Source organism: Nocardia sp. NBC_01009 (assembly GCF_045208035.1).
Lineage (GTDB): Bacteria > Actinomycetota > Actinomycetes > Mycobacteriales > Mycobacteriaceae > Nocardia.
Window position 1 is genome coordinate 4,281,763 of record NZ_CP108695.1, and the last position, 26,221, is coordinate 4,307,983.

A 26,221-nucleotide genomic window follows, 5' to 3' on the forward strand; every position below is an offset into this window, starting at 1 on the left:
CGAATGGCTTCAGCGGCTCCGTCCGGGGCGGCGCGGCGTGCCGTGCCTACTGTGCGGTGGTCTGCCGTTTCGGCAGCTTCCAGCCCGGTCGCGGGAAGTGGCAGGTGTAGCCGTCCGGGTAGCGCTGCAGGTAGTCCTGGTGCTCGGGCTCGGCCTCCCAGAACTCGCTCGCCGGGGTCACCTCGGTGACCACCTTGCCCGGCCACAGGCCCGAGACGTCGACATCGGCGATGGTGTCCAGCGCGACACGGTGCTGATCGTCGTCGAGATAGAAGATCGCCGAACGGTAGCTGGTGCCGATGTCGTTGCCCTGGCGGTCCTTCGTCGACGGATCGTGGATCTGGAAGAAGAACTCCAACAGCGTCCGGTAGTCCGTCCGCGTCGGGTCGTAGACAATCTCCACCGCCTCCGCGTGGCCCGGGTGATTGCGATAGGTGGGGTGGTCATTGCGTCCGCCGGTGTAGCCGACCCGCGTCGACACCACCCCTGGCTGCTTGCGGATCAAGTCCTCCATGCCCCAGAAGCATCCGCCTGCCAGAATCGCCTTCCGCGTGTCGGTCACGCTTGCTCCTTCGCGAAGAGAGTTCGGTACTGCTCATAACCTGCCGCCTCGAGGTCGTCGAGGTGGATGAACCGCAGCGCCGCCGAATTGATGCAGTACCGCAGGCCGCCCGCCGCGGGTGGCCCGTCGGTGAACACATGCCCGAGATGGCTGTCACCGTGCGTGGAACGCGCCTCGGTGCGGATCATCAGATGACTGAAGTCCCGCTTCTCGACCACATTCGCGGCGTCGATCGGTTTGGTGAAACTCGGCCATCCCGAGCCACTGTCGAACTTGTCGACCGAGGCGAACAACGGCTCACCGGACACCACATCCACATAGATACCCGGCTCGTGATTGTCCCAGTACTCGCCCGTGAATGCTCGCTCGGTCCCGTTCTCCTGCGTGACGTGATATTGCTCCGGCGACAGCGCAGTGACCGCGGCGGGATTCCTGTTGTATTCCGGTGCCACATGACCTCCTCATATCGACGCCACGTACAACCCTGACTGCGGTCCGGAAAGTCCCACCCAGCGGCGGCGTCACATTTCGGGTCACAATCGCTCGGGTCGGCCGCGCGTCATCGCTGTTTCGTCAGGGCATCATCAGCACCACGGCCTTGCGCACACCGATCGCTGCGGCATCCAACTTCCTCGTCGGCACTCCGAGACGGGTCTGTTTGTTCGCCGTCCGTCGGGCAGGTGGTCAGCGGTCGAACTGGGCACGCTTGTGGTCGCCGTAGGGCTCGTCGCGTTCGCGGACAGCCTCGCGGAAACCGACAGTGGCCGAACGAAGTTGGAAGGCGTAGCCCTCGCGAGTGTGGCGGGAGATGCCGTCGAAGACGGTGCTGATCATGGCGGAGTTGGCGACTCCCTGGGACTGCAGTGCCGAATTGAGGGCGAGTTTGGCCATCATCAGTTGATTGACCGGCATGCGTGCGATCCGCTCGACGAGGGCTTCGGTGCGTGCGTCGAGTTCGTCGGCGGGCCACGATTCGACAGCGAGACCCCATTCCTCGGCCTGTTTGCCGCTGAGGCAGTCGCCGGTGAAGAGCAGTCGTTTGGCGCGCTGGTCGCCGAGCCGGTGTGCCCACATACCTGCGGCGGGGATGCCCCAGACTCGGGTGGGCGGGTAGCCGATCTTGGTGTCGTCGGCGCAGATGATCTGGTCGGCGTACAGCGCGATGTCGGTGCCGCCCGCGATGGCGAAGCCGTGGAGTTTGGCCACGGTGGGCTTGTTGGCGTGCATGAGGCTGGCGAAGCCGCGATTGAACCGGCTCATCATCGCGTAGTCGATCATCGGATCCCAGGTGCCCCAGGGGTTGTGGTTGACCGCCTGCACCACCGGGTCGGCAACGGTGCCCGTGGTGTCGACGGCGGCGTCGGCGCCGCCGAAGCCTTGTTCGGCGAACATGTCCAGGTCGTAGCCGCCGCAGAAACCCTTGCCGCGCCCCGACACCACGATCACGTGCACCCGCGGATCCAGATCGGCGCGCTCGACCGCGTGCGCCAGATCGATCGGGGTGTCGGGCGTGATGGTGTTGCCCTTCTCCGGACGATTGAAGGTGATTCGTGCGATGCGTCCGTCGCGCTCGTAAGTGAGCGTCCGGTATTCGCGGTCGCCGCCGGGCTCTGGCCGATTCTGCCAGGGGGAATCGGGCACCTCCGTCCAGTTCTCATACCACGCTGCCGGGCGCTGACCGGAATGAGTGTTGTTGTCGGTCAAGGTTTTTCCCTTCGCTGGGGCGGAATTACGGCGGGTGCCGCCGCGTCCGGTTCGGCCCGGCGAAGCCGGGCGTTCGTATGGAGCTTGACCGATCGCGGCATTGACAGTCAATAGTGACTGTGAAATTCTCGGGCGTCGATGGCCGAACACAGCGAAAGGCCGGCATTGACCACACGCGACGCACAGAAGCGAGCCACCCGAGCTCGCATCCTCGACGTGGCAACCCAGCTATTGGTCGAGCGCGGCTACTCGGCCCTGACCACGGTCGCTGTCCAGCACGCGGCCGGTCTCAGCCGCGGCGCGCTTCTGCACCACTTCCCGACCATCCATGATCTGTCGAAAGCGCTGATCGCCAATCTGGTCGAGCTGAACGAGCAGGCGGCGCGCACCGCCGCAGCACGGCTCGGGGACTCCGCCGACCCGGTGCAACGCACGTTGACGGCACTGCACGAGACGATGACGCGACCGCCCGCGCAGGCGGAGTTCGAGTTGTGGGCGGCCGCGCGCACCGACCCCGACTTGGCGGTGGTGCTGCTCGCGGCCGAGCGCGCGGCGGGCCGCGATCTGTTCCACGTTGTCGATGATCTGTTCGGCCCGCTGATCACCACACACCCGCGGTATCCGGTGGTCCGCGACCTCACCATCACGATGCTGCGCGGCACAGCGATCGCCAGGGTGCTGCACACCTCCGACAAATCGGTCGAAACGACGCTGCGGCATTGGGCCGACGCCATCCGCGTGCTGCTTGCCTTCGACGCCGCGCCCTCGGCTGCGGACGGCCGGGATCGATCGGGCGGTGTCGGCGGGAGGCGTTAGATCGGTACTTGCCTGCCCATCGGCCTACATCAGTAGCAACGGAACGGTATTGATGATGGTGTGGGCCGCCACCAACGCCCACACATTGCGATACCGAGCCCAGAGGTAACCGGCGAACAGCGCGTAGGTGCCTTGGAATGCCACGATGGCTCCCAATGTGAGCGGCAATCCGCTCAATGCGGCCGAACCCTGTCCGTGTGTCGGGAGGTGCAGCCAGGCAAACAGCAACGCGGCGAGCACGATTGCCGGCCAGCGGCCGAGCAGCGCTTCCAGCCGGGTCTGCAGCATGACGCGGTAGAACACTTCCTCGCCAATATTGGCGGTCAACACGGTCACCGTGGCGCCGATGACCAGCACCACCGGATCCGGATAATCCTCCGCACTCGGGAGCGGACCGGAGAACGGCCCGACCGAACTGAGGTAGCCGAAGATCAGCAGCGCGGGAATCGGTGCGAGCCAGCGCCACCCGCGGCGCGGCCACCACACGTGCTGTTCCCGAGGTGGCGCCGATATGTCATGCGCCCAGCGGAATGCCCGGAATGCGAGCCAGGGCAGGATCAGAAAGAATATCGGCTTGCCGAGGGCCCATAGGGTTTGGACGACATCACTCGACGTCCCCACGACGATAAGCGCGAACAACACCATCGGGATCAGCACCGCCACCGAGGCGATCACCGCGGTCTCCCTGACCAGCACCCGCCGGTCTCCGATGACCTCGGGCGCGAGCACGGCCGCGCGCGGCGGCACCAGTCGCACCAGCAGCAACCCCGCGGCGACCGGCAACAACGCACCCGCCAGCGGCAGTCGATCATCGGAGTCCGTGGACGGGACGATCGAGTCGTGACCGCTGACGAGCAGGCCGACCACAGCACCGACGAATACCGCCAGCCCACCTGCGAGAACCAGGCCACCCCTGGTTTGTGCGCCCCGGCGCAGGGCGGACAAACCGGCCGCTGTGGTGTCGGCATTGCGAACGTCGAGCCTGGGCAACGGAGCGGTCTCCTTCGAAGCACTGAATCGGTTGCGATCCAGCTTCGGCGACACCGACTCCGAGCCACAACCTCCTAAAGGAGGACCCGCTTGCGCCGCGACACGTTTCTGGAAGCGGAAGAGGCCGTGTGCCCGTCATGATCGCAGCGACGGAAATCGGAGGAAATATGGGTGTGCGACGGTGGGGACTGGGGCTGCTCGTTGCAGCCGGATTACTCAATGTGGTGCCGATGCTCGGCGCGGTATCGACGCAGTGGGCCCGCTCGGCATATGGCATCGATGCGGTGAGCAGTGATGTCGAGGTGTTGCTGCGGCATCGGGGGGTGCTGTTCGGGATAGTGGGCGTCGGATTGCTCGTCGCCGCTTTTCGGCCGCATCTGCGCAACGCCGCGGTGACGGCGAATGCGACGAGTTTCGCGGGCTTCATCATTCTGGTGCTGGCCCAGCCTTCGGGAAACTCGTCGCTCGTGCGGATCGCGTGGTTCGATGTCGCGGGATTGATCGCGCTCGCCGTCGGGTTCGCGCTCGTGACGCGCAAGGCGTCCGATCCTGCATCGATCCGGGTGGCGGCGTCGTGATGAGGACCGCAACCGTCGTCGCTATCGGTGTGATGTTCTGTGCCATGGGCGTGTTCGCGCTGATCGCTCCGGCCGCGCTGGCCCGGCCGTTCGGCATCCGAGTCCAGACGCCGCAGAGCCGTTCCGAAATCCGGGCCGTATACGGCGGATTCGGCATCGCGGTGGCGGCCATGCTGTGGTGGGCGGCCGCGGGCAGCACCGACCGCCACGCCGGAATCGTGATTGCTGTCGGTATCGCGTTGGCGGGCATGGCCTGCGGCCGGTTGGTGTCGCGGCTACTCGACACCGCGACACCGTTCTATCCGATCTGGTTCTATTTCTGCGTCGAAGCGGTCGGTGCGGGATTGTTGATCGCGATCGCATGAGGCGTTCCCGCGGTGCGATCATGACGCGTATGACTCCGACGATCTGGCTGTGGCCCGGGCAAGCCGCGTACCTCGGACCGTCCTTTCATCTCGACGCACACACCACTGCCGTGGATTGTTTCGCCATAGGGGTGGATGCTCCGTTCACGCTGCACGCGTCGGAATGCGGTGAACGCCACGTCTGCAGCGCGTTGATCCCCGCACGGACCAGGCATCAGATCGTCTCCGGGGATGGTCGAATGCTGTTCTTGTATCTCGACCCCGGCGCGGCACGCGGTCGAAACCTCCGCGCCGCGATGCTCGACCAGTCACCGAGCATCTGTTTCCACCATCGCGCCGAGTCTGCGATCCGCGGTTATCTGCGTGACTCGCAGGCGCCGGATTCCGGGCCGCTGCTCGAACGTGTGCTCGGTGCACCGGAACCTCCGGTCATCGACGGACGCATCCGCGCCGCCATGCTCACGATCAGAGATCAACCGGCCCGCAATCCCACCGCGGGCGAACTCGCCGCCGCGGCGGGGCTATCCACCTCCCGATTTCTGCATCTCTTCTCGGTACACGCGGGCACCAGTTTCCGCCGATACCGCGTGTGGGCACGAATGCTGTACGTCGCCACTGCCGTAGGCAAAGGGATGGACCTCACCCGGGCCGCCACCGAGGCCGGGTTCGCTTCCCCCAGCCACTTCAGCGACACATTTCACGCGATCTTCGGCCTGACCGCGACCGCCGTGATCGCCAGCGGCGTGCACATCGTCGCCGCGGACTCGTGAACGAAATCGCCACTATGCCTGCACATCCCGAGCCGGCGGACCCGCCGCACGGTCAGGGGGATAGCGAGCATTGTCGACTACCGCAACCAGTGGCGCCGGATCCACGAAACCGCCGCTGCCACTGAAGAACAAGCGCACGACACCCCGCGAGCGGTATCTGCTCGCGGGGTGCCGTATGAGGCATGGACGACCGGCCCGTCGGCCGGTCGTCGCGCCGTGATCAGGCGAGGTCGAACCGGTCCAGGTTCATCACCTTGGTCCACGCGGCGACGAAGTCCTCGACGAACTTCTGCTTCGCATCGTCGGTCGCGTAGACCTCTGCGAGAGCGCGCAGCTGCGAATTCGACCCGAAGACCAGGTCGGCGCGGCTACCTGTCCACTTGACCTCGCCGCTGTTGCGATCCTTGCCCTCGTAGGTCCCGTCGTCGGGTGACGTCGGCTCCCACTTCGTGCTCATGTCGAGCAGGTTCACGAAGAAGTCGTTGGTCAACGACTCGGGGGTCGCGGTGAACACGCCCAGCGGCGACTGCTTGTAGTTCGCGCCGAGCACGCGCAGGCCGCCGACGAGGACGGTCATTTCCGGACCGCTCAGGGTCAGCAAGTTCGCCTTGTCGATCAGCAGGTACTCGGCCGGGAGCCTACTGGCCTTGCCGAGGTAGTTGCGGAAGCCGTCCGCATTCGGCTCCAGCGCCGAGAAGGACTCCACATCGGTCTGCTCCTGCGTGGTGTCCGTGCGTCCCGGCGTGAACGGCACCTCGACGTCGTGGCCGGCGTTCCTGGCGGCCTGCTCGACGGCCACGGACCCGGCGAGCACGACGAGATCGGCGAACGACACCCGCGTGTTCCCGGTTTGTGCCGCGTTGAAGGACTCCTGGATCCCCTCCAGGGTCCGCACCACCTGTGCGAGCTCGTCGGGGTTGTTGACCTCCCACCCGCTCTGCGGCTGGAGGCGGATACGTCCGCCGTTCGCGCCGCCACGCTTGTCACTGCCGCGGAACGACGCCGCCGCCGCCCACGCGGTCGAAACAAGCTGCGAGACAGACAGACCCGACGACAGGATCTGGCTCCGGAGGGCGGCGATGTCGGCTGCCCCGATGAGATCGTGCGTCACCGCGGGGACAGGGTCCTGCCACAGCAGCACCTCCTGCGGGACCAGCGGCCCGAGGTAGCGGACGATCGGCCCCATATCGCGGTGGGTCAGCTTGTACCAGGCCTTGGCGAACTCGTCCGCGAGCTCGTCGGGGTGGTCGAGCCAACGCCGGGTGATCTGCTCGTAGACGGGGTCGACCCGCAGCGAGAGGTCCGTTGTCAGCATCACCGGGGTGTGGCTCTTCGACGGGTCGTGGGCGTCGGCCACGGTGCCCGCCCCGGCGCCGTCCTTGGGGATGTACTGCCACGCGCCGGCGGGGCTCTTGGTCTTCTCCCACTCGTAGCCGTAGAGGGTTTCGAGGAAGCTGTTGTCCCACTTGGTCGGTGTAGGCGTCCAAGTGCCCTCCAGACCACTGGTGATCGCGTCCTTGCCGACACCGGTGCCGAAGGAGCTCTTCCAGCCGAGGCCCTGTTCTTCCAGGGGAGCGGCCTCCGGCTCGGGGCCGACGAGGTCGGCATCGCCCGCACCGTGCGTCTTGCCGAAGGTGTGGCCGCCGACGATGAGCGCCGCCGTCTCGACATCGTTCATGGCCATGCGACGGAACGTCTCACGGATGTCGGTGGCCGCGAGGAGCGGGTCCGGGTTGCCGTTGGGCCCCTCCGGGTTCACGTAGATCAGGCCCATCTGGACTGCGGCGAGGGGGTTCTCGAGATCCCGGGTGCCGGTGTACCGCTCGTCGTCGAGCCAGGTGTGCTCAGGACCCCAGTAGACGTCCTCCTCTGGCTCCCACTGGTCGACGCGGCCGCCGCCGAAGCCGAAGGTGTCGAAGCCCATCGACTCCAGTGCAACATTGCCCGCGTAGACGATCAGGTCGGCCCAGGAGAGCTTCTTGCCGTACTTCTGTTTGACCGGCCACAGCAGGCGGCGCGCTTTGTCGAGGCTGGCGTTGTCGGGCCAGCTGTTGAGCGGCGCGAACCGCTGCATGCCTGCGCCCGCTCCACCGCGACCGTCGTTGATGCGGTAGGTGCCTGCGGCATGCCAGGCCATCCGAATGAACAACGGGCCGTAGTGGCCGTAGTCGGCGGGCCACCACTCTTGCGAGGTTGTCATCACCTCCTCGATGTCCTGCTTCACCGCGGCCAGATCGAGGGTCTTGAATTCCGCGGCATAGTCGAAGTCCTCGCCCATGGGATTGGCCACGGCGGGGTTCTTCTGGAGGATTCTCAGGTTGAGCTGGTTGGGCCACCAGTCACGGTTGCTGCCGCCCTCGCTCGGATACTTGAGGCGACCTGACGTGACGGGGCAACCACTCTCGGCGGGTTCGGTTTGCGCCTCTCCGATGGGCGGGTGTTCCTGGGGCACGGCAATTCCTTTCGGGAGTGAGTGAATCGGGCTGTGATCACTGGGGTGTTCGTGACGTCTGTTTTGCGGAGCAGTCGGGGCACAGGCCCCAATAGATGACCTCGGCCTCATCGAGGACGAAACCGTTGTGGTCCGAGGCGGTCAGGCAGGGCGCCTCGCCGACGGCGCAGTCGACGTCGGTGATGACGCCGCACGACCGGCACACGAGGTGATGGTGGTTGTCACCGACGCGCGTTTCGTAGCGCGCCACCGTGCCCATCGGCTGGATGCGCCGCAGCAGACCTGCGGCGGTCAGTGCCCGCAGCACGTCGTACACGGCCTGATGGGACACCGCACCGAGGGTCTCGCGCACTCGACCGAGGATCGAGTCCGTGTCGGAGTGCGGATGGTTGTGCACCGCGGTCAGCACCGCCAGCCGCGGCGCCGTCACGCGCAGAGCGGCCCCGCGCAGCATGCGCTCGAAATCCGATTTGGTGGACACATTCCGAAGTATTACTCATTCAAGTATTGGCCGGGGGTGATTCGGGGAAAGTTTTTTTCCGAAACAGGGCGGTGGCTCGTCCAGCGGGCGAGCGGTGATCGCCGCGGTCGGCGGGTTGGTCGGCGCGGAGCGGGGACGCCGGGGTAGCCGCCGCGCGAACAGCGAAAACATCGTAGTCTTCGGTCGTGATGGAGCACGGCTTGTCAGGAGCATCCCGGTGGAACTGCGAGACATAGAGATCTTTCTGACGCTGGCCGAAGAGCTGCATTTCGGGAGAACCGCTTGGCGGCTACATATCTCGCAGGCCCGCGTCAGTCAGTCGATCAAGAGTCAGGAACGTCGGATCGGCGGTCGCCTGGTCGACCGGTCCAACCCCCGCAACGTCCAGCTCACGCTGCTCGGCCGCCAACTGCTTGCCGAACTGCAGCCGGCCTATCACGGCGTCGTTCAGGCGATCGAACACGCCCGCCAGGCCGCCAGGGGCATTTCCGGTGTGCTGCGCGTTGCCATGATCGGCTACAACCCCTATGACTACCAGCCGTTCTGGGATGTTTTCCGCAGCAGGCACCCGTCTTGGGAGCTGCAGATCCGCAGCAGCGAGTTCAGCGATCAGTTCGGACCGCTGCATCGCGACGAAGCCGACATCATCATCGCGTGGTTGCCCGTCGAAGAACCGGGCGTGACCGTCGGGCCGATCATCTCTGTGGAGCCGATGGTGGCAGTGATGCCCGACCATCACGAACTAGCGGGTGAGAAATGGGTGTCACTCGAGGTTTTCGGCGACCGTGGCGTGCTCGAACCCAGCGCACCGCTGCCCGACTACTGGGAGGACGCCGTCAGCCCCTTCCAGACTCCTTCGGGCAGGCCCATCCACCGTGTCGCCCCGATCTCGACGCTCGAAGACATCCTGACCACCGCCAGCACCGGCGGTATTCTCACCAGCGGCATGAGCCATATCGCCCGCTATTACAACCGCCCTGGCATCACCTATCTACCCATCACCGATTCCGTTTTGGTGCGATGGGCGCCGGTCTGGCGCAGCGATAGAGAAACCGAGCAGGTCCGTGCCTTTGCCCGAGTCATCCGGGAGCTGGGACAGCTCGATCAGGGCTGAACAGTCAGTGGACGACGTGATCGGCCCACGCCGGAGGCAGCGACCGGCTCGACACGTCAGCGATTTCGCGTAACCGCTCCGGTGGAATTCCTAAGCGGCTCAGTTGGATCAGACCCTGTGTCACCACCACGATATTGGCGCTGTGCGCCGAGAGCGCGGCCTCGTCGATGGCCCCCCCGCCGAGGCGGGCAGCGTCGTGCAGCCGCTCGGCGACGCCCTGCTCCATGGCTGTGGTGGTCCGGGTGCTGATGGCCGCGACCTCCGGGATGCGGGTGGCGAGCTGCGCGATGCTGTTGATCATCAGGCAGCCGCGCCGATCCGGGTGTGCGGCGCAGTCGTCGATGATCGCTTGAAAAAGCGTCTGCACCGCGGCGCGTGCCGAGCCGGGCGCGGACCCGATGACCTCGCGAACGAATCGGCCGCGACGCTCGCAGTAGCGTTCGAACGCCGCGAGGAACAAGCCTCGTTTGTTGCCGTAGGCGGCGTAGATGCTGCCGTTCCCGACGCCGGTCGCCCGCGAGACGTCCTCCACCGAGGTTTCGTCGAATCCTTGCGACCAGAACAACTCCGTGGCGGCGTCGAGCAGGTTCGATTCATCGAACTGCCTCGGCCTGCCCATGCGCTCACCGTACCAATCGGGGTGCGAGGCGGCCCACATCACTTGTTCTGGAGGCACCCCTCCATAATAATGGTTGACATGGCCCCTAATTTTGCAGAGCCGCCCCGTCGGCGCATCGGCATTCTGGTCTTCGATGGTGTCAAGATGCTCGATTTCGTCGGCCCGGCCGAGGTTTTCGTGGAGGCCAACCAGACGGTGCCCGGTTACGAGCTCGTCCTGATCTCGGCCGATGGCGAAAACGTGCAGACCTCGATCGGCGCGCGGATCGAGGTGAGCGGTGCGGCCGCCGACGCCGGTCGTTTCGACACCATCGTGATTCCCGGCAGCGAGCTGCCGCCGACGAAGTTCGTGACGCCCGAGGTGATTGCGGCGGCGCGGCACCTGTCCTGCAACACGCGGCGGCTGGCCTCGATCTGCAGTGGCGCTTTTGTCCTGGCCGACCTCGGCCTCTTCGATGGCAGACGTGCGACGACCCACTGGAAATTCGCCGCGGACCTCGCGCGGCGGTATCCCTCGGTGGTGGTGGAACCGGACGCGATCTTCGCGCGCGATGGCAACCTGTACAGCTCGGCCGGTGTCGCGGCGGGCGTCGACCTCGCGCTGGCACTCGTCGAAGAGGACTACGGCGCCGACATCGCCCGCCGGGTTGCCCAGTTGCTGGTGGTGTACATGCAGCGAGCCGGTGGACAATCGCAATTCTCCGCCTCGCTGAGTGGGCCGGTGCCGCGCAGCCCCGTTGTCCGCAAGGCCGTCGATCTGATCTGCGCAGACCCGGCCTTCCCGCATACGGTCCAGACTTTGGCCGACCATGCCCGGGTCAGCGTCCGGCACCTGACGCGGCTGTTCCGGGCTGAACTCGAACGATCGCCCGCCGAATACGTCGCTTTCATCCGATTCGGTGTCGCGAGGGATATGTTGCACGCCGGGCACACCGTCACTGCGGCCGCGATGGCCGCAGGCTACGGCAGTAGTGAAGCGTTGCGCCGCGCGTTTGTGGCCAGGCTCGGCATCTCGCCGCGCAAGTACCAGCAGCGTTTCCGTTCCACCGGCTCGGGCGCCGTTCTCGAATCGCCGGTCGCGGCCGCCGTGTCCTGATCGGGGGTTTTTGCGGCCCGTAGAGAGGGGCGCGGCCGGGAACGCTCAGCGGAAGCTAGTGCGGCACGACGCCATCCACATCGATCCGAGCGATCGAGAAAGGAACGCCATGTCCTTCGCGGCAACCATTGTTCTCGTGCACGGTGCTTTCGCCGATGCCTCCAGCTGGCATCCGGTCACCGCACGGCTGCTGGCCAGGGGGTACCGGGTCGTTGCTCCGCCGGTGTTCAACCGCAGCCTGTCGGCGGACGCTGCCTACATCAGGTCTTTCGTCGAGCAGATCGATGGTCCGGTGCTGCTGGCAGGGCACTCCTACGGCGGCGCGGTGATCACCGTCGCCGGGGTGGCCGACAACGTCGTCGGTCTCGTCTTCGTCTCGGGCTATGCGCTGGAAGAGGGCGAAAGTTTGGGGCAGCTGCAAGGCGGTTTCCCGGACTCGGAGCTGGCCGCCAACCTCGTCTACGCGTCCTATCCGACCGCCAACGGCGAGCCGGGAACCGACGTATCGGTCGACATCGAAGCCTTCGGCGACGTATTCGCTGCGGGCCTCGACACCGCGCGGGCGAAGGTGCTCGCAGTCTCCCAACGGCCGTTGTCGGCAATCGCCTTCAATGAACCCGCGTCGGTGGCAGCATGGAAGACCAAGCCCAGCTGGGGAATCGTGTCGAGCGCTGACCGCACCATCAACCCAGATGTCGAACGGTTCGGATACCAGCGGGCCGGGCTGCGATCGGTCGTCGAGATCGATGCACCGCACCTCGTCATGCAAACCCACCCCGACGAGGTTGTCACCGTCCTCACCGACGCGCTCGCCGAACTCGCGTGATCTTTCGAAACCGGCAGTACCACAACACATTCAATTCCTACCGGAAGGAACCACGATGACAGGAAACCCCTTGGGAATCGCGCTCGAGCAGGCAGCGCAAGAGTTCGTCGACGCGACCTCCCAGCCTCCGTTCCTCTACCAGTTGCCCCCGGAAGAAGGCCGCAAGGCTGTGGATTCGGTGCAGGACTCGGCGATCGACAAGCCGGAGATCGACGAGGAGTGGATCACCATCGAGGGCGGCCCGACCGGTTCGGTGCGGGCCAGGATCGTCAAGCCGCAGGGCGTCACCGAGACCCTGCCCGTGCTCATCTACACCCATGGCGCCGGTTGGGTGTTCGGTGACGCGCACACCCACGACCGCTTGGTTCGGGATCTCGCCGTCGGCGTACACGCGGCGGTGGTGTTCCCCGAATACGATCGCTCGCCGGAGGTGCGATACCCGGTGGCCAACGAGCAGTCCTACCGGGTCGCCCAGTGGGTCACCACCCACGGTGCCGAGAAGGCGCTCGACCCGTCCCGGATCGCGATCGCGGGTGATTCGGTCGGCGGCAATATGGCCATCGCGCTGACGCTGATGGCCAAGGAGCGCGGCGACATCTCGTTCGCCCAGCAGGTGCTGTTCTATCCGGTCACCGATGCCAACTTCGACACCGGCTCCTACCAGCGGTTCGCCGAAGGGTACTTCCTCACCCGTGAGGGCATGCGGTGGTTCTGGGATCAATACACCACCAGCGAGGCAGACCGGGCGCAGATCACCGCGTCGCCATTGCGAGCGACTACCGAGCAACTGTCGGGCCTGCCACCCGCACTGGTCATCACCGCCGAAGCAGACGTGCTGCGAGACGAGGGCGAGGCATTCGCGGGCAAGCTGCGCGCCGCAGGTGTCCCGGTGATCCAGGCCCGCTACGGGGGCATCATCCACGACTTCGTGATGGTCAACTCGATGCACGACACCTCCGCCGCCAAAGCCGCTGTCGCCCAAGCTGTTGCGGTGCTGCGGGCCGCCTTGCATCCAGCGTGACCCGCGCGATGACGCACATCGATCTACTCGAAGGAAAACATTCGTGAGTACCGAACCCGCGGCCGCGTCCGCGACACCGACCATCGTGCTCGTGCACGGCGCGTTCGCCGACTCCTCCAGCTGGAACGGTGTCGTCGGAAAGCTGCGCGCACAGGGATATTCCGTCATCGCCGCGGCCAACCCGCTGCGCGGCCTCGACAGCGACGCCGCCTATGTCGGCTCGGTCCTCGACGGCATCGAAGGGCCGTGTGTCCTGGTCGGCCATTCCTACGGCGGCAGCGTCATCACCGTTGCCGCCGCCGGGAAAGCGAGTGTGACAGCGCTCGTCTATATCGCCGCCTTCATTCCCGCGGAGGGCGAGAGCGCGCTGCAATTAACCGACAAATTCCCCGGCTCCACGCTCGCGCCGACCACCCGTCCGGCGCAGTACCCGCTGTCCGATGGGAGCCAGGGCACCGAACTCTATATCCGGCAGGAGGAATTCCCCGCACAGTTCGCCGCCGATGTCCCCGTCGCCACCGCCGAGTTGCTGGCCGCGACCCAGCGGCCCGTTGCTCTGGCCGCGCTACAAGAACCGGCAACCGCGGCAGCGTGGCGAACCATTTCCACGTTCGCCCTGCTCACCACCGAGGACAAGAACATCCCTGTGCAGGCGCAACGGTTTATGGCCGAGCGGGCTACCGCCCACACCGTCGAGGTCTCTGCCTCACATGCGGTCAGTGTCTCCCACCCGGGCGAGGTCAGTGATCTGATCGCGTTGGCGGCGAACAAGTAGACATACCTCCGTGGGTGCAAACCCCTTCCGGCTGGGGTCGGAAGGGGTTCTTGCGAGGCGAGTTCGCCGAATTGTCAAGATGGGGAATGGATCTCAGTGGCGAGCTCTCGCGGTTGCCCGTGCTGGGAGGTCGCCGACGGGGTGTGTAAGGTGTCCGACGTGCCAAGGCTGCTTCTCACGCGAAATCGGGTTGTCGACCTGCTTCGCGTCGTGGCCTGTGCGTGTTGCCGGTGACGCTGCATATCTTCCACCGCACCACGATGCCAGGAGCGCACTGTGACGACGTCCCTTCCGGTGAACCTCAAGCACACCAAGGACATCCATCCCGATATTGATTTTCCACTGCTCAGCGATCTCGTCCGTGCGGAACGACCACTGTGGACGCCGGACGAACTGCACGAGCTGACCAGCGCGGTGACACGCGAGCTGGCCGAACCGCTGCTGGGCATCGTGCGATTCGACTCTCGTCAGCGCTGGTGGACGCGGCTCGCGCTGACCATGGGCGTCGAACTGTGGCTGTTGTCCTGGACCACCGGACAGGGCACCGAACCACACGACCACGGCGGCGCATCCGGTTCCTTCACAGTATTGCGCGGCGAACTGCACGAGGAATTCGCGTTCCCGAACGACCGGGTGCGGACCGCCGAGCGGCGGGCGGGCGCCACTGTCGCGTTCGGGCCCAACAGGGCGCACCTGCTCCGCAACGTAGCGGGGGAGCAGACCGCGACGGTGCACGCGTATTCCCCACCCCTGCGGCCGATGCGCGAGTACCGCGCCCTGACGGATTTCGCGGGCGTATGAGCGCCGAGGAAATGCTCGCGCGAGCCCGTGAGCACCTGGTCCGTGTCGATCCGGAACAGGCCGAGGCGTTGCGAACGGCCGGAGCCTTCGTAGTGGACATCAGGCCGTTTGCGAATCGCTCCGCCGAGGGCGAGATCCCCGGCTCGGTGGTCGTCGAGCGGATCGTGCTCGAATGGCGTCTGGACCCACACGGCGAGCACCGCCTGCCCGGCCTCACCGAGGATTCCGCGGTGGTGATCCTGTGCAACGAGGGTTACGCCTCGAGTCTGGCCGCCCGCGACGCACGCGAGTTGGGGTTGCGAAACGCTACAGACCTCATCGGCGGGTTCCGTGCGTGGAAAGCGGCCGGATTGCCGGTGATTGCCGGAGGAACACCGGCTGTGCCATAGCGTCCAGACCCGGGGCTCGGTTGATGAGCCGCGTGTGATGGGTAGGCGGGTGCGGTGCGATCGCTCGCGTTCGGTACCTCTCTTCATTGATCGGCAGGCGGCAGGGTGACCGCGAAGCGGGCGCCGCCTTCGGCGCTCGCACCCACCTGGATCTCGCCGCCGTGACGCTGGACGACGTCGCGGACGATGGCGAGACCGAGTCCCGCGCCGCCGTCGTCGCGGCTGCGAGCCTCGTCGAGCCGGACGAACCGCTGGAAGATCCGGTCCCGATCGGACTCCGGCACACCGCTGCCATCGTCGCTGATCGCCAAAACCACCGTCCCGTCGGTGCGTGTCAGCGTGACGCGCACTGCGGTGGCGGCGTGGCGCTGCGCGTTGTCGACCAGGTTGGCCAGCACGCGGCTGAGCTGAATCCGGCTGCCCCGCACGGCGACACAGTCGTCGGGTATGTGCACCTGGACCGGGTGGCGGTCGCCGTTGCGGTGGGCCAATTCATCGCGAGCCAACGTGGCGAGGTCCACTTGGTCCCTGCGGGGTTGTTCGCCGGCGTCGAGGCGGGCCAGCAGCAGGAGATCGGCGGCGAGATGTTCCAGTCGCACGGAATCGGCGATCAGTCCATCCAATTCGAGTAGTTGCGGATGGGCCTGGGCGACCTCGAGTTGGGTGCGCAGGCTCGCGATGGGGCTGCGCAGCTCGTGTGCGGCGTCGGCGATGAAGCGGCGCTGGCGTTGCGCGGATTCCTCCAAAGCGGTCAGCGTGGTGTTGGTTGTGGTTGCGAGCCGGGCGATTTCGTCGTGCGAGGCGGGCACCGGCACCCGGCGGGAGAGGTCGCCGCCCATGATTTCGGCGAGTTCGCTCCTGATCGCCTCCACCGGGCGCAGAGCACGTCTGGTGACCAGCCAGGTCACGCCCGCGACGAGGGCGAGCAACGGAACCAGACCGATCGACATGGCACGGCTGACGCCGGCGACGGCGTTGTCGGCGATGGCGAGGGAAGCGCCGGCATAGATGGTGATGTGCTGTCCGCGCGGGATGTCGGCGTCGAGCGCGGCGACCCGGAAGTCGTGGCTTCCGGTGTCCTCGTGGGCCACCGGCAGTCGCATATCGCGGAATGCGATGGTGCCCGAGCCAGGTGCGGATACTGGCTCCGGCTCCTCGTCGTCTTCGTCGTCTTCGGACTCCGATTCGGCGGTAGGGGAGAATTCGGCCATGGGCCCGTGGCCGAGTAGATCGTCATCGGCCGCCAAGACCCGCCCGTCGGCCGAAACCACCTGCACCGGTTGACTGTCCGCGTCGGGCAGCTCCAGATTCGCGAAGTCGGTCCCGGCGGCGAGCTGGGCGGCGACGTGCCGTGCGGTCGACTCCGCCTGCAGACCTGCGCTGTCGACCAGGTTGTGCCGCAGCACCGCGAGCACCGCCAGCCCGGCGGCCACCAGGGCGATCGCGACGACGGCGGTGGCCATCGCGGTGGTGCGGGCGCGGACCGAACTCCACCACCGTGATCGGTCAGCCACGATCGGCCACCAAGCGGTATCCGGCGCCACGCACAGTGGTGATCGACCGACGCCCGAACGGCGCGTCGATCTTTCGCCGCAGCGTGCTGATGTACACCTCGACAATGTTGGGGTCGCCGTCGTAGGCGAAGTCCCAGACATGCTGGAGGATATCCGATTTCGACACTATCGCCCCGGCGTGCACGGCGAGGTACTCCAGGACCGCGAGCTCCTTCGCGGTCAATGTCACCTCCTGCGTCCCTCGTCGGCAGGTGTGGGTATTCGGGTCGACTGTCAGGTCGCCGACGCTCAACACCGGTGCGCCGCCGCGGGTTCTGCGGCGCAGCAGGGCCCGAATACGAGCCAGCAGCACCACATAGGAGAACGGCTTGCTGAGATAGTCGTCGGCGCCGGTGTCCAGCCCTTCCGCTTCGTCGTATTCGCCATCCTTCGCGGTGAGCATCAGCACCGGTGTCTCGTCGCCTGCGGCGCGCAGTTCGGCACACACTCGGTAACCGTTCATGCCGGGCAGCATGATGTCCAGGAGGACCAGGTCGTAGTCGCCGGTCCTCGCGCGATGTAGGCCGTCGATTCCGTTATGGACGACATCCACCGCAAAACCTTCTGCCGCAAGCCCCTTGGCCAAGGTCTCGGCCAGGCGCTGCTCGTCTTCCACGATCAGCAAACGCATGCGCACAGCCTGGCAGACCGTTCCTGAAACGGATTTCAGGTGCCTTCAGGCTGCCTTCAGCCACACCCTGCGATTGTGCTCATCAGCTTCGAGACAACCACTCTCACAGGAGGTTTCATCATGGATCCCATTCTTCGCCGCGTACTCGCAGGCCTGCGCTGGCTGCTCGTCGGCGCGGCGGTGGCGGCTCTCTTCGTCGGCGGCGCTGTGGCCATGAGTGCGAGCACCGATAGCCGGTGGCACGACAAGCACACTGTCGCTTTGTTCCCGCCGCACCACGACTGGGTGCTCACCGCGGCCCCGACGATCGACCGGCAGCAGGCCATCGACAAGGCGCTCGGGGTGGTGCCGGGCAGCACAGTGATCTCCGCAGAGCTCGACACCGACCAGGGCACCACGGCCTGGGAGGTCGAACTCAGAGCGCCCGACGGCATCGAGTACGAGGTGACGATCGACTCGAACACCGGCGCTGTGCTCGGCAGGGTGCAACAGGACTGACACACCGGGCGTTCGGAGCCGGCGATCCGGCTCCGAACGACAGGTATTCGCACCATCCACACGACTGAGTTAGGTTCCGGGAACATGCTTCTGAGCAAAATTTCTACAGTATCGACACTGGCCATCGCGGTCGTCGGCATCACGGCGGGAACGGCGAGCGCGGCTCCGCACACCACCGACAGCGGCGTAGTCAATTACACAACCACGGCTTCCGAAGACAACGCGGTCATACAGATCGATTCGGGTTCGATGGCGGTCGAGAACGGAACATTCGAAGTCCGAGCAGCCGACGGAACCGTTCTCGCGGGCACTCCGCTGGAGTTCCGCGTCGACGATTTCGTATTCCCCATTGCCGCCGTAATCGAGGAACGGACGGCAACGTTCACGCCGCAATTCGACATCGAGCATGCGAATTACCAGCCGGTTGCCCTCCCCTTCGAAGACCAGGCGCTGTGGCGAACGCCGTACGAACGTGAAGTCGCGGCCTTCACTCGGCTGAAGGACACCATTGCGACGGGTGCCGCCATCGGCACCACGGTCGGCGGTATCGGCGGCGGTATCGTCGGCTGTGTACTCGGTGGCATCGCTGGTGCGACTGTGGCCGCTGCCACCATCATCGGCATGTTCGGGCCGTTCATCCCCGCTGCCGCCGTCGGCTGTATCGGCGGCATCATTGCGGTGGGCGCACTCGGCACCCTCGCCGGTCAACTTCTCGTCACGGCCCCGATTGCCGTCGGTGCGATTGTCCAATACTTCACCACGGTGAATTCGCCTTTCCAGGCGAATGACCCGACCAGAGAAAATAGGTGATCCACCGCGTATGACCCGGATTTCCGGCGCTATGACCCGGGTCGTGACGGTCCGGCGCCAGTGCCGAGACCGTGTGTTGAGGGTCTCGGCACCGGCAGCGTGTCCTGGTAGGTGAGACTGGCCGTGACACCGCCGCCGCCATCGCGTGAAGCTTGGAGTGGGTGAGCAACCTGCCGATCGTCGGTGGGGTGCTCTCGGATGTAGTGCCGCGGACGTCCCGTCGGTTCGGCTTGCCCCTTTGGCTGGGCAGTAGACCGCCCAGCCACGTCACCCAGGCGCCGCAGGTTCGCGTTCATCGGGTTGGTCAGCCTGCATACACCCCGATAGCGGTACGGCGTCGTGCCAATATCCACGAAGGGTGGGCGGAATTGCTGCCATGAACTCTGTCTGCCCCGGACAGACACGCTGCCTGCCCAGGCCGCAATCGAAGGATCAGAGATGAGAGGAAGGCGATGCGATGAAGGACTTCAGGCAGCTCGATGCCCGTGGCGTGGCCCGCACCGTTCGTCCGCGCCTTCGCCGGGCTCGGCCAGAACGGTCTGCCTGCGCGCATCCGACCTTCGATCATCCGGAGACACCATGAAGAAGCAACCCGTCGAATGCCGCCTCCGGATCGGATCCGGAGCGCTGGCCCTCGCGTTCCGAGCGACCGTGGAGCAGGCTCGCAATTTCACTGCGGCACTGGCGAAATGGTCACCCGCACTACAGGTGACCATCGATAGCGACATCTCCGCCGTGCTGCCTGAGCTCCCTTGCTCGCGGCTGTGGGATTGAGTCAGCGACTCGATATGACCGCAGCCGCTTGCTCGCCGTGGACGAGTCCGCCCTGCACCGCGACACTCAGGGCATCACGGCAGCGAGTCCGGCCGCAACTGAGCGAGTTCTCGCTCGATACACAGCGCTGCCGTGTAATGGCCGTCGGAACGTAGATCGGCAATCCGTTGCTGAATGGCCGCGATTCCGCACTCCATGGCGACATCGACCAGACTGACTCTGCCCTGGGTGTTCAGGCCAGGCCGATTTCTGGTCGCTGCGCTCTTCGCGCCGATGCGATCTACCGCAATGCCACACGGGCGAACGGGCCTTGTTTGCACCGGTTGTTCGGTCATCTGAGGTACTTCCTGAATGATCAAAAGTGCGGGTGGATAGTTGCCACACGGCCTGTGGGCTGCGTCGGTCGGCATAATGAGCATGGCCGAGCGGCCGACGTTGCGCATCGGTAGCTCGCCGTATGTGTTCCCTCTGTATTGCGTAGGTAGTCGATGGCAAGACCCGCGGGCGGCCGCGCCAAGAGGCCCGAATGGATTACCCGGCCCGCCGGGTCGCCGAGCCGCAGGTCACTGCTCGCAATGACGGTTCTTGTGGCCGACGACGTGGCTACGGCCGAACGATAAGGGCCCCCGGATGGGTGGGTATACGTACGTATCTCATCGGAGCGCGATGCCGTCATTCTCCCGGCGGCGGGCTGCGGAAATACCACTATCGCCGCACAGGGAGGCGGATCCATCAAACGGTTGGCACACAATTGTCGTCGATTATTCAACTTGTTATTCGACCGGCCCCGGAATCGTCAGCACCGCGGTGGAAACCAGCTCTTCGGTGCGGGAGGTGTCCTTGAGGTCCACGCCGGATCTGCCCAGCTTCCGTGCGCCGGAGATCAAGCTGGACACCACCTTTGCCGCCTGGTGGTAGCCGAGGCCTTCGGGCGGATGAATATTGGAGATGCAGTTGCGATCGGCGTCGGTCCGGCCGGGCTTCGGCAGGTGGGTGAGGTAGATGCCGAGGCTGTCGGCCACCGAGAGGCCCGGGCGTTCGCCGATGAGCACGACCAGGGTGCGCACGCCCATCGCGGTGGCGATGTGATCGCCGAGGGCGACGCGGGCTTGGGTGGCAATGACCGGAGGCGCGATCGAATAGCTGCCGGCGAGTTCTTCCGCGAGGGCGGCAAGTAGCGGTGCGCCGTGGTCCATGAGTGCGCGTGGGGACAGTCCGTCGCCGAGGACGAAGCCGAGGTCGGCGCCGGTGTGGGGGACAGCGGTCAGGTCGGCGGGGAGTCGGCCGAGGTCGGGGCGGCGCAGGTATTCAGGTCGGGAGGTGGCCCGGCTGCGGACGGTCACGGGGGTGCCGAGGCCGACCGCTTCGACCCGAGTTGCCAAGGCGGACACGTCGAGTGGCAGGTGCACCGCGTCGCGGGCCGCGGCATGGGCCGAGCGGAATTCGAGCACACTCGCGGTCGGCAGCGCATCGCCAACCCGGCCCAAACCGATCCTGGACTGGGTGCTCGGACGCAGCGTGTCCCAGAAGTCTTGTGGCGCTAGGTGTCTGCGCTCGATGCTCATAGCGCTCCGGTCAATTCGCGCAGCGGGGAGGAGGCGATTTCCACCGGAAGGATCCGGCCCGCCGCATCGGCCATGCCGAGTCCTTGCAGCCACGTCTCGAACTCCGGTGCGGCCCGCAGGCCTAGTACCCGCCGCGCGTACAGCGCGTCGTGGAAGCTGAGGCTCTGGTAGCCGAGCATCACGTCGTCGGCGCCGGGCACCGCGATGACGAACGCCGCTCCGGCCGCACCCAGGAGGGTGAGCAGGGTGTCCATATCGTCTTGGTCGGCTTCGGCGTGGTTGGTGTAGCAGACGTCGACGCCCATGGGCAGGCCGAGCAATTTGCCGCAGAAGTGGTCTTCGAGACCGGCGCGGATGATCTGTTTGCCGTCATAGAGATATTCGGGGCCGATGAAGCCGACGACCGTATTCACCAAGAGCGGCTGCAGGTCTCTTGCCACCGCGTAGGCGCGGGCCTCCAGGGTCTGCTGGTCGACGGGTTTGCCGCCAGTGCCCAGGTGCGCGCCCGCCGACAACGCCGATCCCTGCCCGGTTTCCAGGTACATCACGTTGTCGCCGACGGTGCCGCGATGCAGCGATCGCCCCGCTTCGTTGCCTTCGCGCAGCAGCGAGATGTTCACCCCGAAGCCGGTATTCGCGCCTTCGGTGCCCGCGATGGATTGGAAGACCAGATCCACCGGAACGCCCTGCTCGATCAGCTCGATCGTGGTGGTCACATGCGAGAGCACACACGACTGGGTCGGAATGGCGAAGCGCTGGCGGATCTCGTCGAGCAGGTGCAGCAGATCCGCGGTGGCGTGCGGCGAATCGGTCGCCGGATTGATACCGATCACGGCGTCGCCGCAGCCGAGCAGTAGGCCATCGAGGGTCGCGGCGGCGATACCGCGCGGGTCGTCGGTCGGATGGTTGGGCTGCAAGCGGGTGCTCAGTCGCCCGGGCAGCCCGATCGTCGTGCGGAAGCCCGCCGTCACCTCGGCGGCGCGGGCGACCGCGATGAGGTCCTGATTGCGCATGATCTTGCTGACCGCGGCCACCATTTCCGGTGTCAGCCCCGGGGACACCGCACGCAGCCTGGTGGCGGCGTCATCGCGGGCCGATGTCTCCATCAGCCAGTCCCGCAGGCCACCGACGGTCAGATGCGAGATCGCTTGGAAGGCAACGCGATCGTGCGAGTCGATGATCAGCCGGGTGACCTCGTCGTCTTCGTAGGGCACCAAGAGTTCGCGGAGGAACCACTCGAGCGGCACCTCGGCCAGCGCCCACTGCGCGGCCGCCCGCTCGGCGTCGGATGCCGCCGCGCAGCCGGCCAATTCGTCGCCGCCACGCCGGGGCGTCGCCTTGGCCATCAATTCGACAAGGCCGTCGAAGGTGTAGTTGGTGCCGCCGATCTGCTGGTGATAGATCGTCATTCGAGCTCCTCCTCCGCCTTGGCCAGGGCGGCGAACTCCTCGTCGGGCGAGTTGGCGACCAGGTGATGGCGACTGTAGAGGCCGAAGTAGGCCATGAACCCGGCGAAGGCGAGCAGGGTCCAGCTCGCGGCCGTGCGGTCGACGAGGAAGGTGGCGATGACGGCGGCGCAGGCGATCACGAGGGCGAAGGCCGTGGTGAGAATGCCGCCCGGGGTGCGGTAGGGCCGCGGCATGTTCGGCTCCCGGACGCGCAGCACGATATGGCTGATCATCATGAGCACGTAGCTCACCGCCGCGCCGAAGACGGCCATGTTCAGCAGCATCGCGCCCTCACCGGTCAGCGAGAGTGCGAATCCGATGATGCCGGGCACGATCAGCGCGAGCATCGGCGCTTTGCGCGCGTTGGTGACCGACAGGCTCGTCGGCAGGTATCCGGCCCGCGAGAGCGCGAAGGTCTGGCGCGAGTAGGCGTAGACGATCGAGAAGAAGCTTGCGACCAATCCGGCCAGACCGATGTAGTTGACGAGCTTGGCGGCGCCGGAATCGCCGAGCGCCTCGACCAGCGGGTTGCCCGAGGTTGAAATCGCCTCGGCGCCGAGCGCGCCGGTGGCGAGGAAGAGCACGGCCGCGCCGGTGACGATCAGCACCAGCATGCTGATGATGATGCCCTTGGGCACGTTCTTCTCCGGCTCCCGCGCTTCTTCGGCAGCCAGCGGCACACCCTCGACGGCCAGGAAGAACCAGATCGCGAAGGGCACCGCGGCCCAGATCCCGAAGTATCCGAACGGCAGGAACGACGAGCTGCCCACCGCCGCGGGATCGGCCGGGATGTCGGTCAGCTTTCCCGCATCGAACAATCCCCACGCCGACACCGCGAAGACGGCCAAACCGACCAACGCGATCGCGGTGATGACGAACATCGCCTTGAGCGCCTCACCGGCACCGGTGAGGTGAATGCCGATGAACAACGCGTACACCGCCAGATAGACCCACCAGCCGTCGGTGATGCCGAACAGGTTCAGCGATTCGACATAGGCGCCGATGAACGTCGCGATGGCGGCGGGCGCGATGGCGTACTCGATGAGAACGGCTGCGCCGGTAGCGAAGCCGCCCCATGGCCCGAGCGCGCGCCGGGCGAAGGTGTAGCCGCCACCCGCGGCGGGCAACGCCGAGGACATCTCGGCCATGCCGAGCACCATGGCCAGGTACATGCCTGCGATTACCACGGTGGCGATGAGCAGTCCGCCGAAACCGCCTTGCGCCAAGCCGTTGTTCCAGCCGGCGTAGTCGCCGGAGATCACGTAGCTGATGCCGAGACCGGCGAGGAGTAACCAGCCCGCGGACCCCGACTTCAGGGTTCGCTTCGCGAGGTAGGCACTGTCCTCGGTGTGGAAGTCCTCGTGGGTGGGCTTATTGGTGGGGATCGCCATTGCGACCTCCTTCTTGCTGGATGAATCACAGGGTGTTCTGGGATGTTCCGCGGCCGGGAACAGGGCACGCATCGGCCGCTTCGGCGACGACCTGGGGTTGGGTTGGTGGTGCGGGACGCTCGCCGCGCTCCCAGCCCGCGCCGGTCACGGTGTCGACCGTGGCCAGCGCGAGCATTTCGGCTTGCTCGAAAACTCTTCCGCGACTGAGGAATCGGAACCCTTCCGGCGATTCCAGGCTGAATCCGGAACCACGTCCCGGCACGACGTCGAGGACGAGCTGGGTGTGCTGCCAGGCGGCGAACTGCGGGCCCGAGATCCACACCGGCGCGATATCGTCCGGTTCGGGCGCAGTGTCGGGCAGTTCGTCCACCAGCAACCGCAGATCGAGCAGTCCGAGCAGCACATCGCGGTCGCCGACCACGAATTCGCCTGCGGGATAGCACATCGGAGCCGAGCCGTCACAGCAGCCGCCGGACTGGTGCAGCATCAGCGGCCCGTGCCGACCGTGGAGGCGACGGAGCAGATCCATCGCCGCCGCGGTGGCACGCACCCGCCGGGGAATTGCCGCAGCGGCATCGACCATCAGAAGAAGCCTTGCGCCTTCGACGCGTAGCCGACCAAGAGGTTCTTCGTCTGCTGGTAGTGGTCGAGCATCATGTGGTGGTTCTCGCGGCCGATCCCGGACTGCTTGTAGCCGCCGAACGCCGCGTGCGCGGGGTACTGGTGGTAGGTGTTGGTCCACACCCGCCCGGCCTGGATGTCGCGGCCGGCCCGGTAGGCGACCGCGCCGTCGCGCGACCACACACCCGCGCCGAGTCCATAGAGGGTGTCGTTGGCGATCTTGATGGCGTCGTCGTAGTCGGCGAACGAGGTGACCGAGACGACGGGGCCGAAGATTTCTTCCTGGAAGATCCGCATCGCGTTGTGTCCCGCGAAGACCGTTGGCTGCACGTAGTAGCCGCCGGACAGGTCGCCGCCGAGGTCGGCGCGCTCGCCACCGGTCAGCAGTGTGGCGCCCTCGCCCTTGCCGATCTCGATGTAGGACAGGATCTTTTCGAGCTGATCGTTGCTGGCCTGCGCGCCGATCATGGTCTCGGTGTCGAGCGGATCGCCCTGCCGCACAGCCTTGGTGCGCACCACGGCCGAGGCCAGGAATTCGTCGTAGATATCGGCCTGGATAAGTGCGCGCGACGGGCAGGTGCAGACCTCGCCCTGATTGAGCGCGAACATGGTGAAGCCTTCCAGGGCCTTGTCCTGGTAGTCGTCATTCGCGGCGAGCACATCGGAGAAGAAGATGTTCGGGCTCTTGCCGCCGAGCTCCAGGGTGACCGGAATCAGATTCTGGGAGGCGTACTGCATGATCAGGCGGCCGGTGGTGGTCTCGCCGGTGAATGCGATCTTCTTGATCCGCGGGCTCGATGCCAGTGGTTTGCCCGCCTCGACGCCGAAGCCGTTGACGATATTGAGGACGCCGGGCGGCAGCAGATCGCCGATGAGGCTGATCAGGAACAGGATCGAGGCCGGGGTCTGCTCGGCGGGCTTGAGGACGACGGCATTACCCGCGGCGAGGGCGGGTGCGAGCTTCCAGGTGGCCATCAGAATCGGGAAGTTCCATGGAATGATCTGGCCGACGACGCCGAGCGGCTCGTGGAAGTGGTAGGCGATCGTGTCGACATCGATCTCCGACAGCGAGCCCTCCTGGGCGCGGATGGCGCCGGCGAAGTAGCGGAAGTGGTCGATCGCGAGCGGGATGTCGGCGGCCAGGGTTTCGCGGATCGGCTTGCCGTTGTCCCAGGTCTCCGCGAGGGCGATCGCCTCGAGGTGCTGTTCCATCCGGTCGGCGATCTTGTTGAGGATGATCGCGCGTTCGGCAACCGAGGTCTTGCCCCAGGCCGGCGCGGCGGCGTGGGCGGCATCGAGGGCGAGTTCGATGTCCTCGGCGGTGCCGCGGGCGACCTCGCAGAACGGCTGACCCGTGACCGGTGTCGGATTCTCGAAGTATTGCCCCTTGACGGGCGCTACCCATTCGCCGCCGATCCAGTTGTCGTAGCGGGCCTGGAACGACATAGCGGCGTCGGGCGTTCCTGGGCGGGCGAAGACGGTCATCGAATGCTCCTCGGTCTGGTGACATTTCCTGCGGCAGGTGTGACCCGGAACACTACGAGCGTCCATGTTGCACGACAGTTGCAAGAA

Annotated in this window: 29 protein-coding genes; 14 read left to right on the forward strand and 15 right to left on the reverse strand. The window is 66.0% G+C overall.

Translation table 11 applies throughout. The features are described 5' to 3' along the window. Window positions 1-46 precede the first annotated feature (46 nt). The 3 genes from msrA to OHA42_RS19125 form a co-directional block, all read right to left on the reverse strand. Window positions 47-514, reverse strand: a complete 468-nt coding sequence (msrA, locus tag OHA42_RS19115) for a peptide-methionine (S)-S-oxide reductase MsrA (protein ID WP_406239463.1) — start codon at window positions 512-514, stop codon at window positions 47-49. A gap of 44 nt (window positions 515-558) precedes the next feature. Further along, the gene (msrB, locus tag OHA42_RS19120) at window positions 559-1,014 is read right to left on the reverse strand and encodes a peptide-methionine (R)-S-oxide reductase MsrB (RefSeq protein ID WP_406238906.1); all 456 of its coding nucleotides are present in this window, start codon (window positions 1,012-1,014) and stop codon (window positions 559-561) included. 232 nt (window positions 1,015-1,246) lie between these two features. Then, complete coding sequence (locus OHA42_RS19125; RefSeq protein WP_406238908.1) at window positions 1,247-2,266, reverse strand: crotonase/enoyl-CoA hydratase family protein; 1,020 nt, start codon at window positions 2,264-2,266, stop codon at window positions 1,247-1,249. 216 nt (window positions 2,267-2,482) lie between these two features. On the opposite strand from OHA42_RS19125, the gene OHA42_RS19130 reads away from it, so the two are divergent. Beyond that, complete coding sequence (locus OHA42_RS19130; protein WP_406238910.1) at window positions 2,483-3,082, forward strand: TetR/AcrR family transcriptional regulator; 600 nt, start codon at window positions 2,483-2,485, stop codon at window positions 3,080-3,082. Between the two features lie 24 nt (window positions 3,083-3,106). Here the strand turns inward: OHA42_RS19130 and OHA42_RS19135 are convergent, their stop codons facing one another. Next, a complete protein-coding gene (locus OHA42_RS19135; protein ID WP_406238912.1) occupies window positions 3,107-4,072 on the reverse strand; it encodes a CPBP family intramembrane glutamic endopeptidase in 966 nt (321 codons plus the stop codon). A gap of 167 nt (window positions 4,073-4,239) precedes the next feature. On the opposite strand from OHA42_RS19135, the gene OHA42_RS19140 reads away from it, so the two are divergent. From OHA42_RS19140 to OHA42_RS19150, 3 genes are read left to right on the forward strand one after another with little or no spacing between them, the layout of a single operon-like run. Beyond that, on the forward strand, window positions 4,240-4,650 hold the full coding sequence (locus OHA42_RS19140) for a hypothetical protein (RefSeq protein ID WP_406238914.1): 411 nt from the start codon (window positions 4,240-4,242) through the stop codon (window positions 4,648-4,650). Beyond that, window positions 4,650-5,015, forward strand: a complete 366-nt coding sequence (locus tag OHA42_RS19145; protein WP_406238916.1) for a DUF4345 domain-containing protein — start codon at window positions 4,650-4,652, stop codon at window positions 5,013-5,015. The genes OHA42_RS19140 and OHA42_RS19145 overlap by 1 nt, the downstream gene beginning before the upstream one ends. Before the next feature lie 20 nt (window positions 5,016-5,035). Next, on the forward strand, window positions 5,036-5,785 hold the full coding sequence (locus OHA42_RS19150) for a helix-turn-helix domain-containing protein (RefSeq protein ID WP_406238918.1): 750 nt from the start codon (window positions 5,036-5,038) through the stop codon (window positions 5,783-5,785). 220 nt (window positions 5,786-6,005) lie between these two features. Here OHA42_RS19150 and katG read toward each other — a convergent pair whose 3' ends face one another. Continuing rightward, a complete protein-coding gene (gene katG / locus OHA42_RS19155) occupies window positions 6,006-8,237 on the reverse strand; it encodes a catalase/peroxidase HPI (protein ID WP_406238920.1) in 2,232 nt (743 codons plus the stop codon). A 37-nt stretch (window positions 8,238-8,274) separates the two neighbouring features. Next, window positions 8,275-8,691 (reverse strand): Fur family transcriptional regulator, encoded by a 417-nt coding sequence (locus tag OHA42_RS19160; protein ID WP_406239464.1) that lies wholly within the window; start codon window positions 8,689-8,691, stop codon window positions 8,275-8,277. A gap of 244 nt (window positions 8,692-8,935) precedes the next feature. Here OHA42_RS19160 and OHA42_RS19165 point away from each other — a divergent pair, with 244 nt between their 5' ends. After that, complete coding sequence (locus OHA42_RS19165; protein ID WP_406238922.1) at window positions 8,936-9,832, forward strand: LysR family transcriptional regulator; 897 nt, start codon at window positions 8,936-8,938, stop codon at window positions 9,830-9,832. A gap of 4 nt (window positions 9,833-9,836) precedes the next feature. On the opposite strand, the gene OHA42_RS19170 is transcribed toward OHA42_RS19165, so the two are convergent. Further along, the gene (locus OHA42_RS19170) at window positions 9,837-10,451 is read right to left on the reverse strand and encodes a TetR/AcrR family transcriptional regulator (protein WP_406238924.1); all 615 of its coding nucleotides are present in this window, start codon (window positions 10,449-10,451) and stop codon (window positions 9,837-9,839) included. A 78-nt stretch (window positions 10,452-10,529) separates the two neighbouring features. Between OHA42_RS19170 and OHA42_RS19175 the strand changes: the two genes are divergently transcribed. The 6 genes from OHA42_RS19175 (at window position 10,530) to OHA42_RS19200 (ending at window position 15,358) form a co-directional block, all read left to right on the forward strand. Then, a complete protein-coding gene (locus OHA42_RS19175) occupies window positions 10,530-11,546 on the forward strand; it encodes a GlxA family transcriptional regulator (protein WP_406239466.1) in 1,017 nt (338 codons plus the stop codon). A 109-nt stretch (window positions 11,547-11,655) separates the two neighbouring features. Then, complete coding sequence (locus OHA42_RS19180) at window positions 11,656-12,372, forward strand: alpha/beta fold hydrolase (protein ID WP_406238926.1); 717 nt, start codon at window positions 11,656-11,658, stop codon at window positions 12,370-12,372. Between the two features lie 55 nt (window positions 12,373-12,427). After that, window positions 12,428-13,393 (forward strand): alpha/beta hydrolase, encoded by a 966-nt coding sequence (locus OHA42_RS19185; protein ID WP_406238928.1) that lies wholly within the window; start codon window positions 12,428-12,430, stop codon window positions 13,391-13,393. A gap of 43 nt (window positions 13,394-13,436) precedes the next feature. Beyond that, entirely contained in the window at window positions 13,437-14,168 is a 732-nt protein-coding gene (locus OHA42_RS19190) for an alpha/beta fold hydrolase (RefSeq protein ID WP_406238930.1), read from the forward strand. Between the two features lie 276 nt (window positions 14,169-14,444). After that, on the forward strand, window positions 14,445-14,969 hold the full coding sequence (locus tag OHA42_RS19195) for a cysteine dioxygenase family protein (protein ID WP_328412413.1): 525 nt from the start codon (window positions 14,445-14,447) through the stop codon (window positions 14,967-14,969). Further along, on the forward strand, window positions 14,966-15,358 hold the full coding sequence (locus tag OHA42_RS19200) for a rhodanese-like domain-containing protein (RefSeq protein ID WP_406238932.1): 393 nt from the start codon (window positions 14,966-14,968) through the stop codon (window positions 15,356-15,358). The genes OHA42_RS19195 and OHA42_RS19200 overlap by 4 nt, the downstream gene beginning before the upstream one ends. Window positions 15,359-15,441: 83 nt before the next feature. On the opposite strand, the gene OHA42_RS19205 is transcribed toward OHA42_RS19200, so the two are convergent. Beyond that, window positions 15,442-16,872, reverse strand: a complete 1,431-nt coding sequence (locus OHA42_RS19205; RefSeq protein ID WP_406238934.1) for a sensor histidine kinase — start codon at window positions 16,870-16,872, stop codon at window positions 15,442-15,444. Further along, window positions 16,865-17,542 carry a response regulator gene (locus OHA42_RS19210; protein ID WP_406238936.1) on the reverse strand — a complete coding sequence of 226 codons (678 nt, stop codon included), beginning with the start codon at window positions 17,540-17,542 and terminating at the stop codon, window positions 16,865-16,867. Before OHA42_RS19210 ends, OHA42_RS19205 begins: the two co-directional genes overlap by 8 nt. Before the next feature lie 120 nt (window positions 17,543-17,662). On the opposite strand from OHA42_RS19210, the gene OHA42_RS19215 reads away from it, so the two are divergent. From OHA42_RS19215 to OHA42_RS19225, 3 genes are all read left to right on the forward strand, one after another. Further along, entirely contained in the window at window positions 17,663-18,040 is a 378-nt protein-coding gene (locus tag OHA42_RS19215; RefSeq protein WP_406238938.1) for a PepSY domain-containing protein, read from the forward strand. 84 nt (window positions 18,041-18,124) lie between these two features. Beyond that, window positions 18,125-18,850: a hypothetical protein gene (locus tag OHA42_RS19220; protein ID WP_406238940.1), complete on the forward strand. Its 726-nt coding sequence runs from the start codon at window positions 18,125-18,127 to the stop codon at window positions 18,848-18,850. 579 nt (window positions 18,851-19,429) lie between these two features. Further along, entirely contained in the window at window positions 19,430-19,624 is a 195-nt protein-coding gene (locus tag OHA42_RS19225; RefSeq protein WP_328412425.1) for a hypothetical protein, read from the forward strand. A gap of 74 nt (window positions 19,625-19,698) precedes the next feature. Here OHA42_RS19225 and OHA42_RS19230 read toward each other — a convergent pair whose 3' ends face one another. The 6 genes from OHA42_RS19230 to adh all read right to left on the reverse strand — a co-directional run bounded on the left by OHA42_RS19230 (window position 19,699) and on the right by adh (window position 26,134). Beyond that, window positions 19,699-20,067 (reverse strand): hypothetical protein, encoded by a 369-nt coding sequence (locus tag OHA42_RS19230; RefSeq protein ID WP_406238941.1) that lies wholly within the window; start codon window positions 20,065-20,067, stop codon window positions 19,699-19,701. 330 nt (window positions 20,068-20,397) lie between these two features. Beyond that, on the reverse strand, window positions 20,398-21,189 hold the full coding sequence (gene eutC, locus OHA42_RS19235; protein ID WP_406238943.1) for an ethanolamine ammonia-lyase subunit EutC: 792 nt from the start codon (window positions 21,187-21,189) through the stop codon (window positions 20,398-20,400). Beyond that, on the reverse strand, window positions 21,186-22,598 hold the full coding sequence (locus OHA42_RS19240) for an ethanolamine ammonia-lyase subunit EutB (protein WP_406238945.1): 1,413 nt from the start codon (window positions 22,596-22,598) through the stop codon (window positions 21,186-21,188). The genes eutC and OHA42_RS19240 overlap by 4 nt, the downstream gene beginning before the upstream one ends. Next, the gene (gene eat, locus OHA42_RS19245; RefSeq protein ID WP_406238946.1) at window positions 22,595-24,028 is read right to left on the reverse strand and encodes an ethanolamine permease; all 1,434 of its coding nucleotides are present in this window, start codon (window positions 24,026-24,028) and stop codon (window positions 22,595-22,597) included. Before eat ends, OHA42_RS19240 begins: the two co-directional genes overlap by 4 nt. Before the next feature lie 25 nt (window positions 24,029-24,053). Beyond that, a complete protein-coding gene (locus OHA42_RS19250; protein WP_406238948.1) occupies window positions 24,054-24,611 on the reverse strand; it encodes a DUF779 domain-containing protein in 558 nt (185 codons plus the stop codon). After that, complete coding sequence (adh, locus tag OHA42_RS19255; protein WP_406238950.1) at window positions 24,611-26,134, reverse strand: aldehyde dehydrogenase; 1,524 nt, start codon at window positions 26,132-26,134, stop codon at window positions 24,611-24,613. The genes OHA42_RS19250 and adh overlap by 1 nt, the downstream gene beginning before the upstream one ends. Window positions 26,135-26,221: the final 87 nt, after the last annotated feature.

Bases quoted from the DNA above. Each gene is read 5' to 3' on its own strand.
- msrA (WP_406239463.1), bottom strand. From the start codon at position 514: ATGGAGGACTTGATCCGCAAGCAGCCAGGGGTGGTGTCGACGCGGGTC.
- OHA42_RS19140 (WP_406238914.1), top strand. From the start codon at position 4,240: ATGGGTGTGCGACGGTGGGGACTGGGGCTGCTCGTTGCAGCCGGATTA.
- OHA42_RS19145 (WP_406238916.1), top strand. From the start codon at position 4,650: ATGAGGACCGCAACCGTCGTCGCTATCGGTGTGATGTTCTGTGCCATG.
- OHA42_RS19150 (WP_406238918.1), top strand. From the start codon at position 5,036: ATGACGCGTATGACTCCGACGATCTGGCTGTGGCCCGGGCAAGCCGCG.
- OHA42_RS19160 (WP_406239464.1), bottom strand. From the start codon at position 8,691: ATGCTGCGCGGGGCCGCTCTGCGCGTGACGGCGCCGCGGCTGGCGGTG.
- OHA42_RS19170 (WP_406238924.1), bottom strand. From the start codon at position 10,451: ATGGGCAGGCCGAGGCAGTTCGATGAATCGAACCTGCTCGACGCCGCC.
- OHA42_RS19175 (WP_406239466.1), top strand. From the start codon at position 10,530: ATGGCCCCTAATTTTGCAGAGCCGCCCCGTCGGCGCATCGGCATTCTG.
- OHA42_RS19180 (WP_406238926.1), top strand. From the start codon at position 11,656: ATGTCCTTCGCGGCAACCATTGTTCTCGTGCACGGTGCTTTCGCCGAT.
- OHA42_RS19185 (WP_406238928.1), top strand. From the start codon at position 12,428: ATGACAGGAAACCCCTTGGGAATCGCGCTCGAGCAGGCAGCGCAAGAG.
- OHA42_RS19200 (WP_406238932.1), top strand. From the start codon at position 14,966: ATGAGCGCCGAGGAAATGCTCGCGCGAGCCCGTGAGCACCTGGTCCGT.
- OHA42_RS19210 (WP_406238936.1), bottom strand. From the start codon at position 17,542: ATGCGTTTGCTGATCGTGGAAGACGAGCAGCGCCTGGCCGAGACCTTG.
- OHA42_RS19215 (WP_406238938.1), top strand. From the start codon at position 17,663: ATGGATCCCATTCTTCGCCGCGTACTCGCAGGCCTGCGCTGGCTGCTC.
- OHA42_RS19220 (WP_406238940.1), top strand. From the start codon at position 18,125: ATGCTTCTGAGCAAAATTTCTACAGTATCGACACTGGCCATCGCGGTC.
- OHA42_RS19225 (WP_328412425.1), top strand. From the start codon at position 19,430: ATGAAGAAGCAACCCGTCGAATGCCGCCTCCGGATCGGATCCGGAGCG.
- OHA42_RS19230 (WP_406238941.1), bottom strand. From the start codon at position 20,067: ATGCGCAACGTCGGCCGCTCGGCCATGCTCATTATGCCGACCGACGCA.
- eutC (WP_406238943.1), bottom strand. From the start codon at position 21,189: ATGAGCATCGAGCGCAGACACCTAGCGCCACAAGACTTCTGGGACACG.
- OHA42_RS19240 (WP_406238945.1), bottom strand. From the start codon at position 22,598: ATGACGATCTATCACCAGCAGATCGGCGGCACCAACTACACCTTCGAC.
- eat (WP_406238946.1), bottom strand. From the start codon at position 24,028: ATGGCGATCCCCACCAATAAGCCCACCCACGAGGACTTCCACACCGAG.
- OHA42_RS19250 (WP_406238948.1), bottom strand. From the start codon at position 24,611: ATGGTCGATGCCGCTGCGGCAATTCCCCGGCGGGTGCGTGCCACCGCG.
- adh (WP_406238950.1), bottom strand. From the start codon at position 26,134: ATGACCGTCTTCGCCCGCCCAGGAACGCCCGACGCCGCTATGTCGTTC.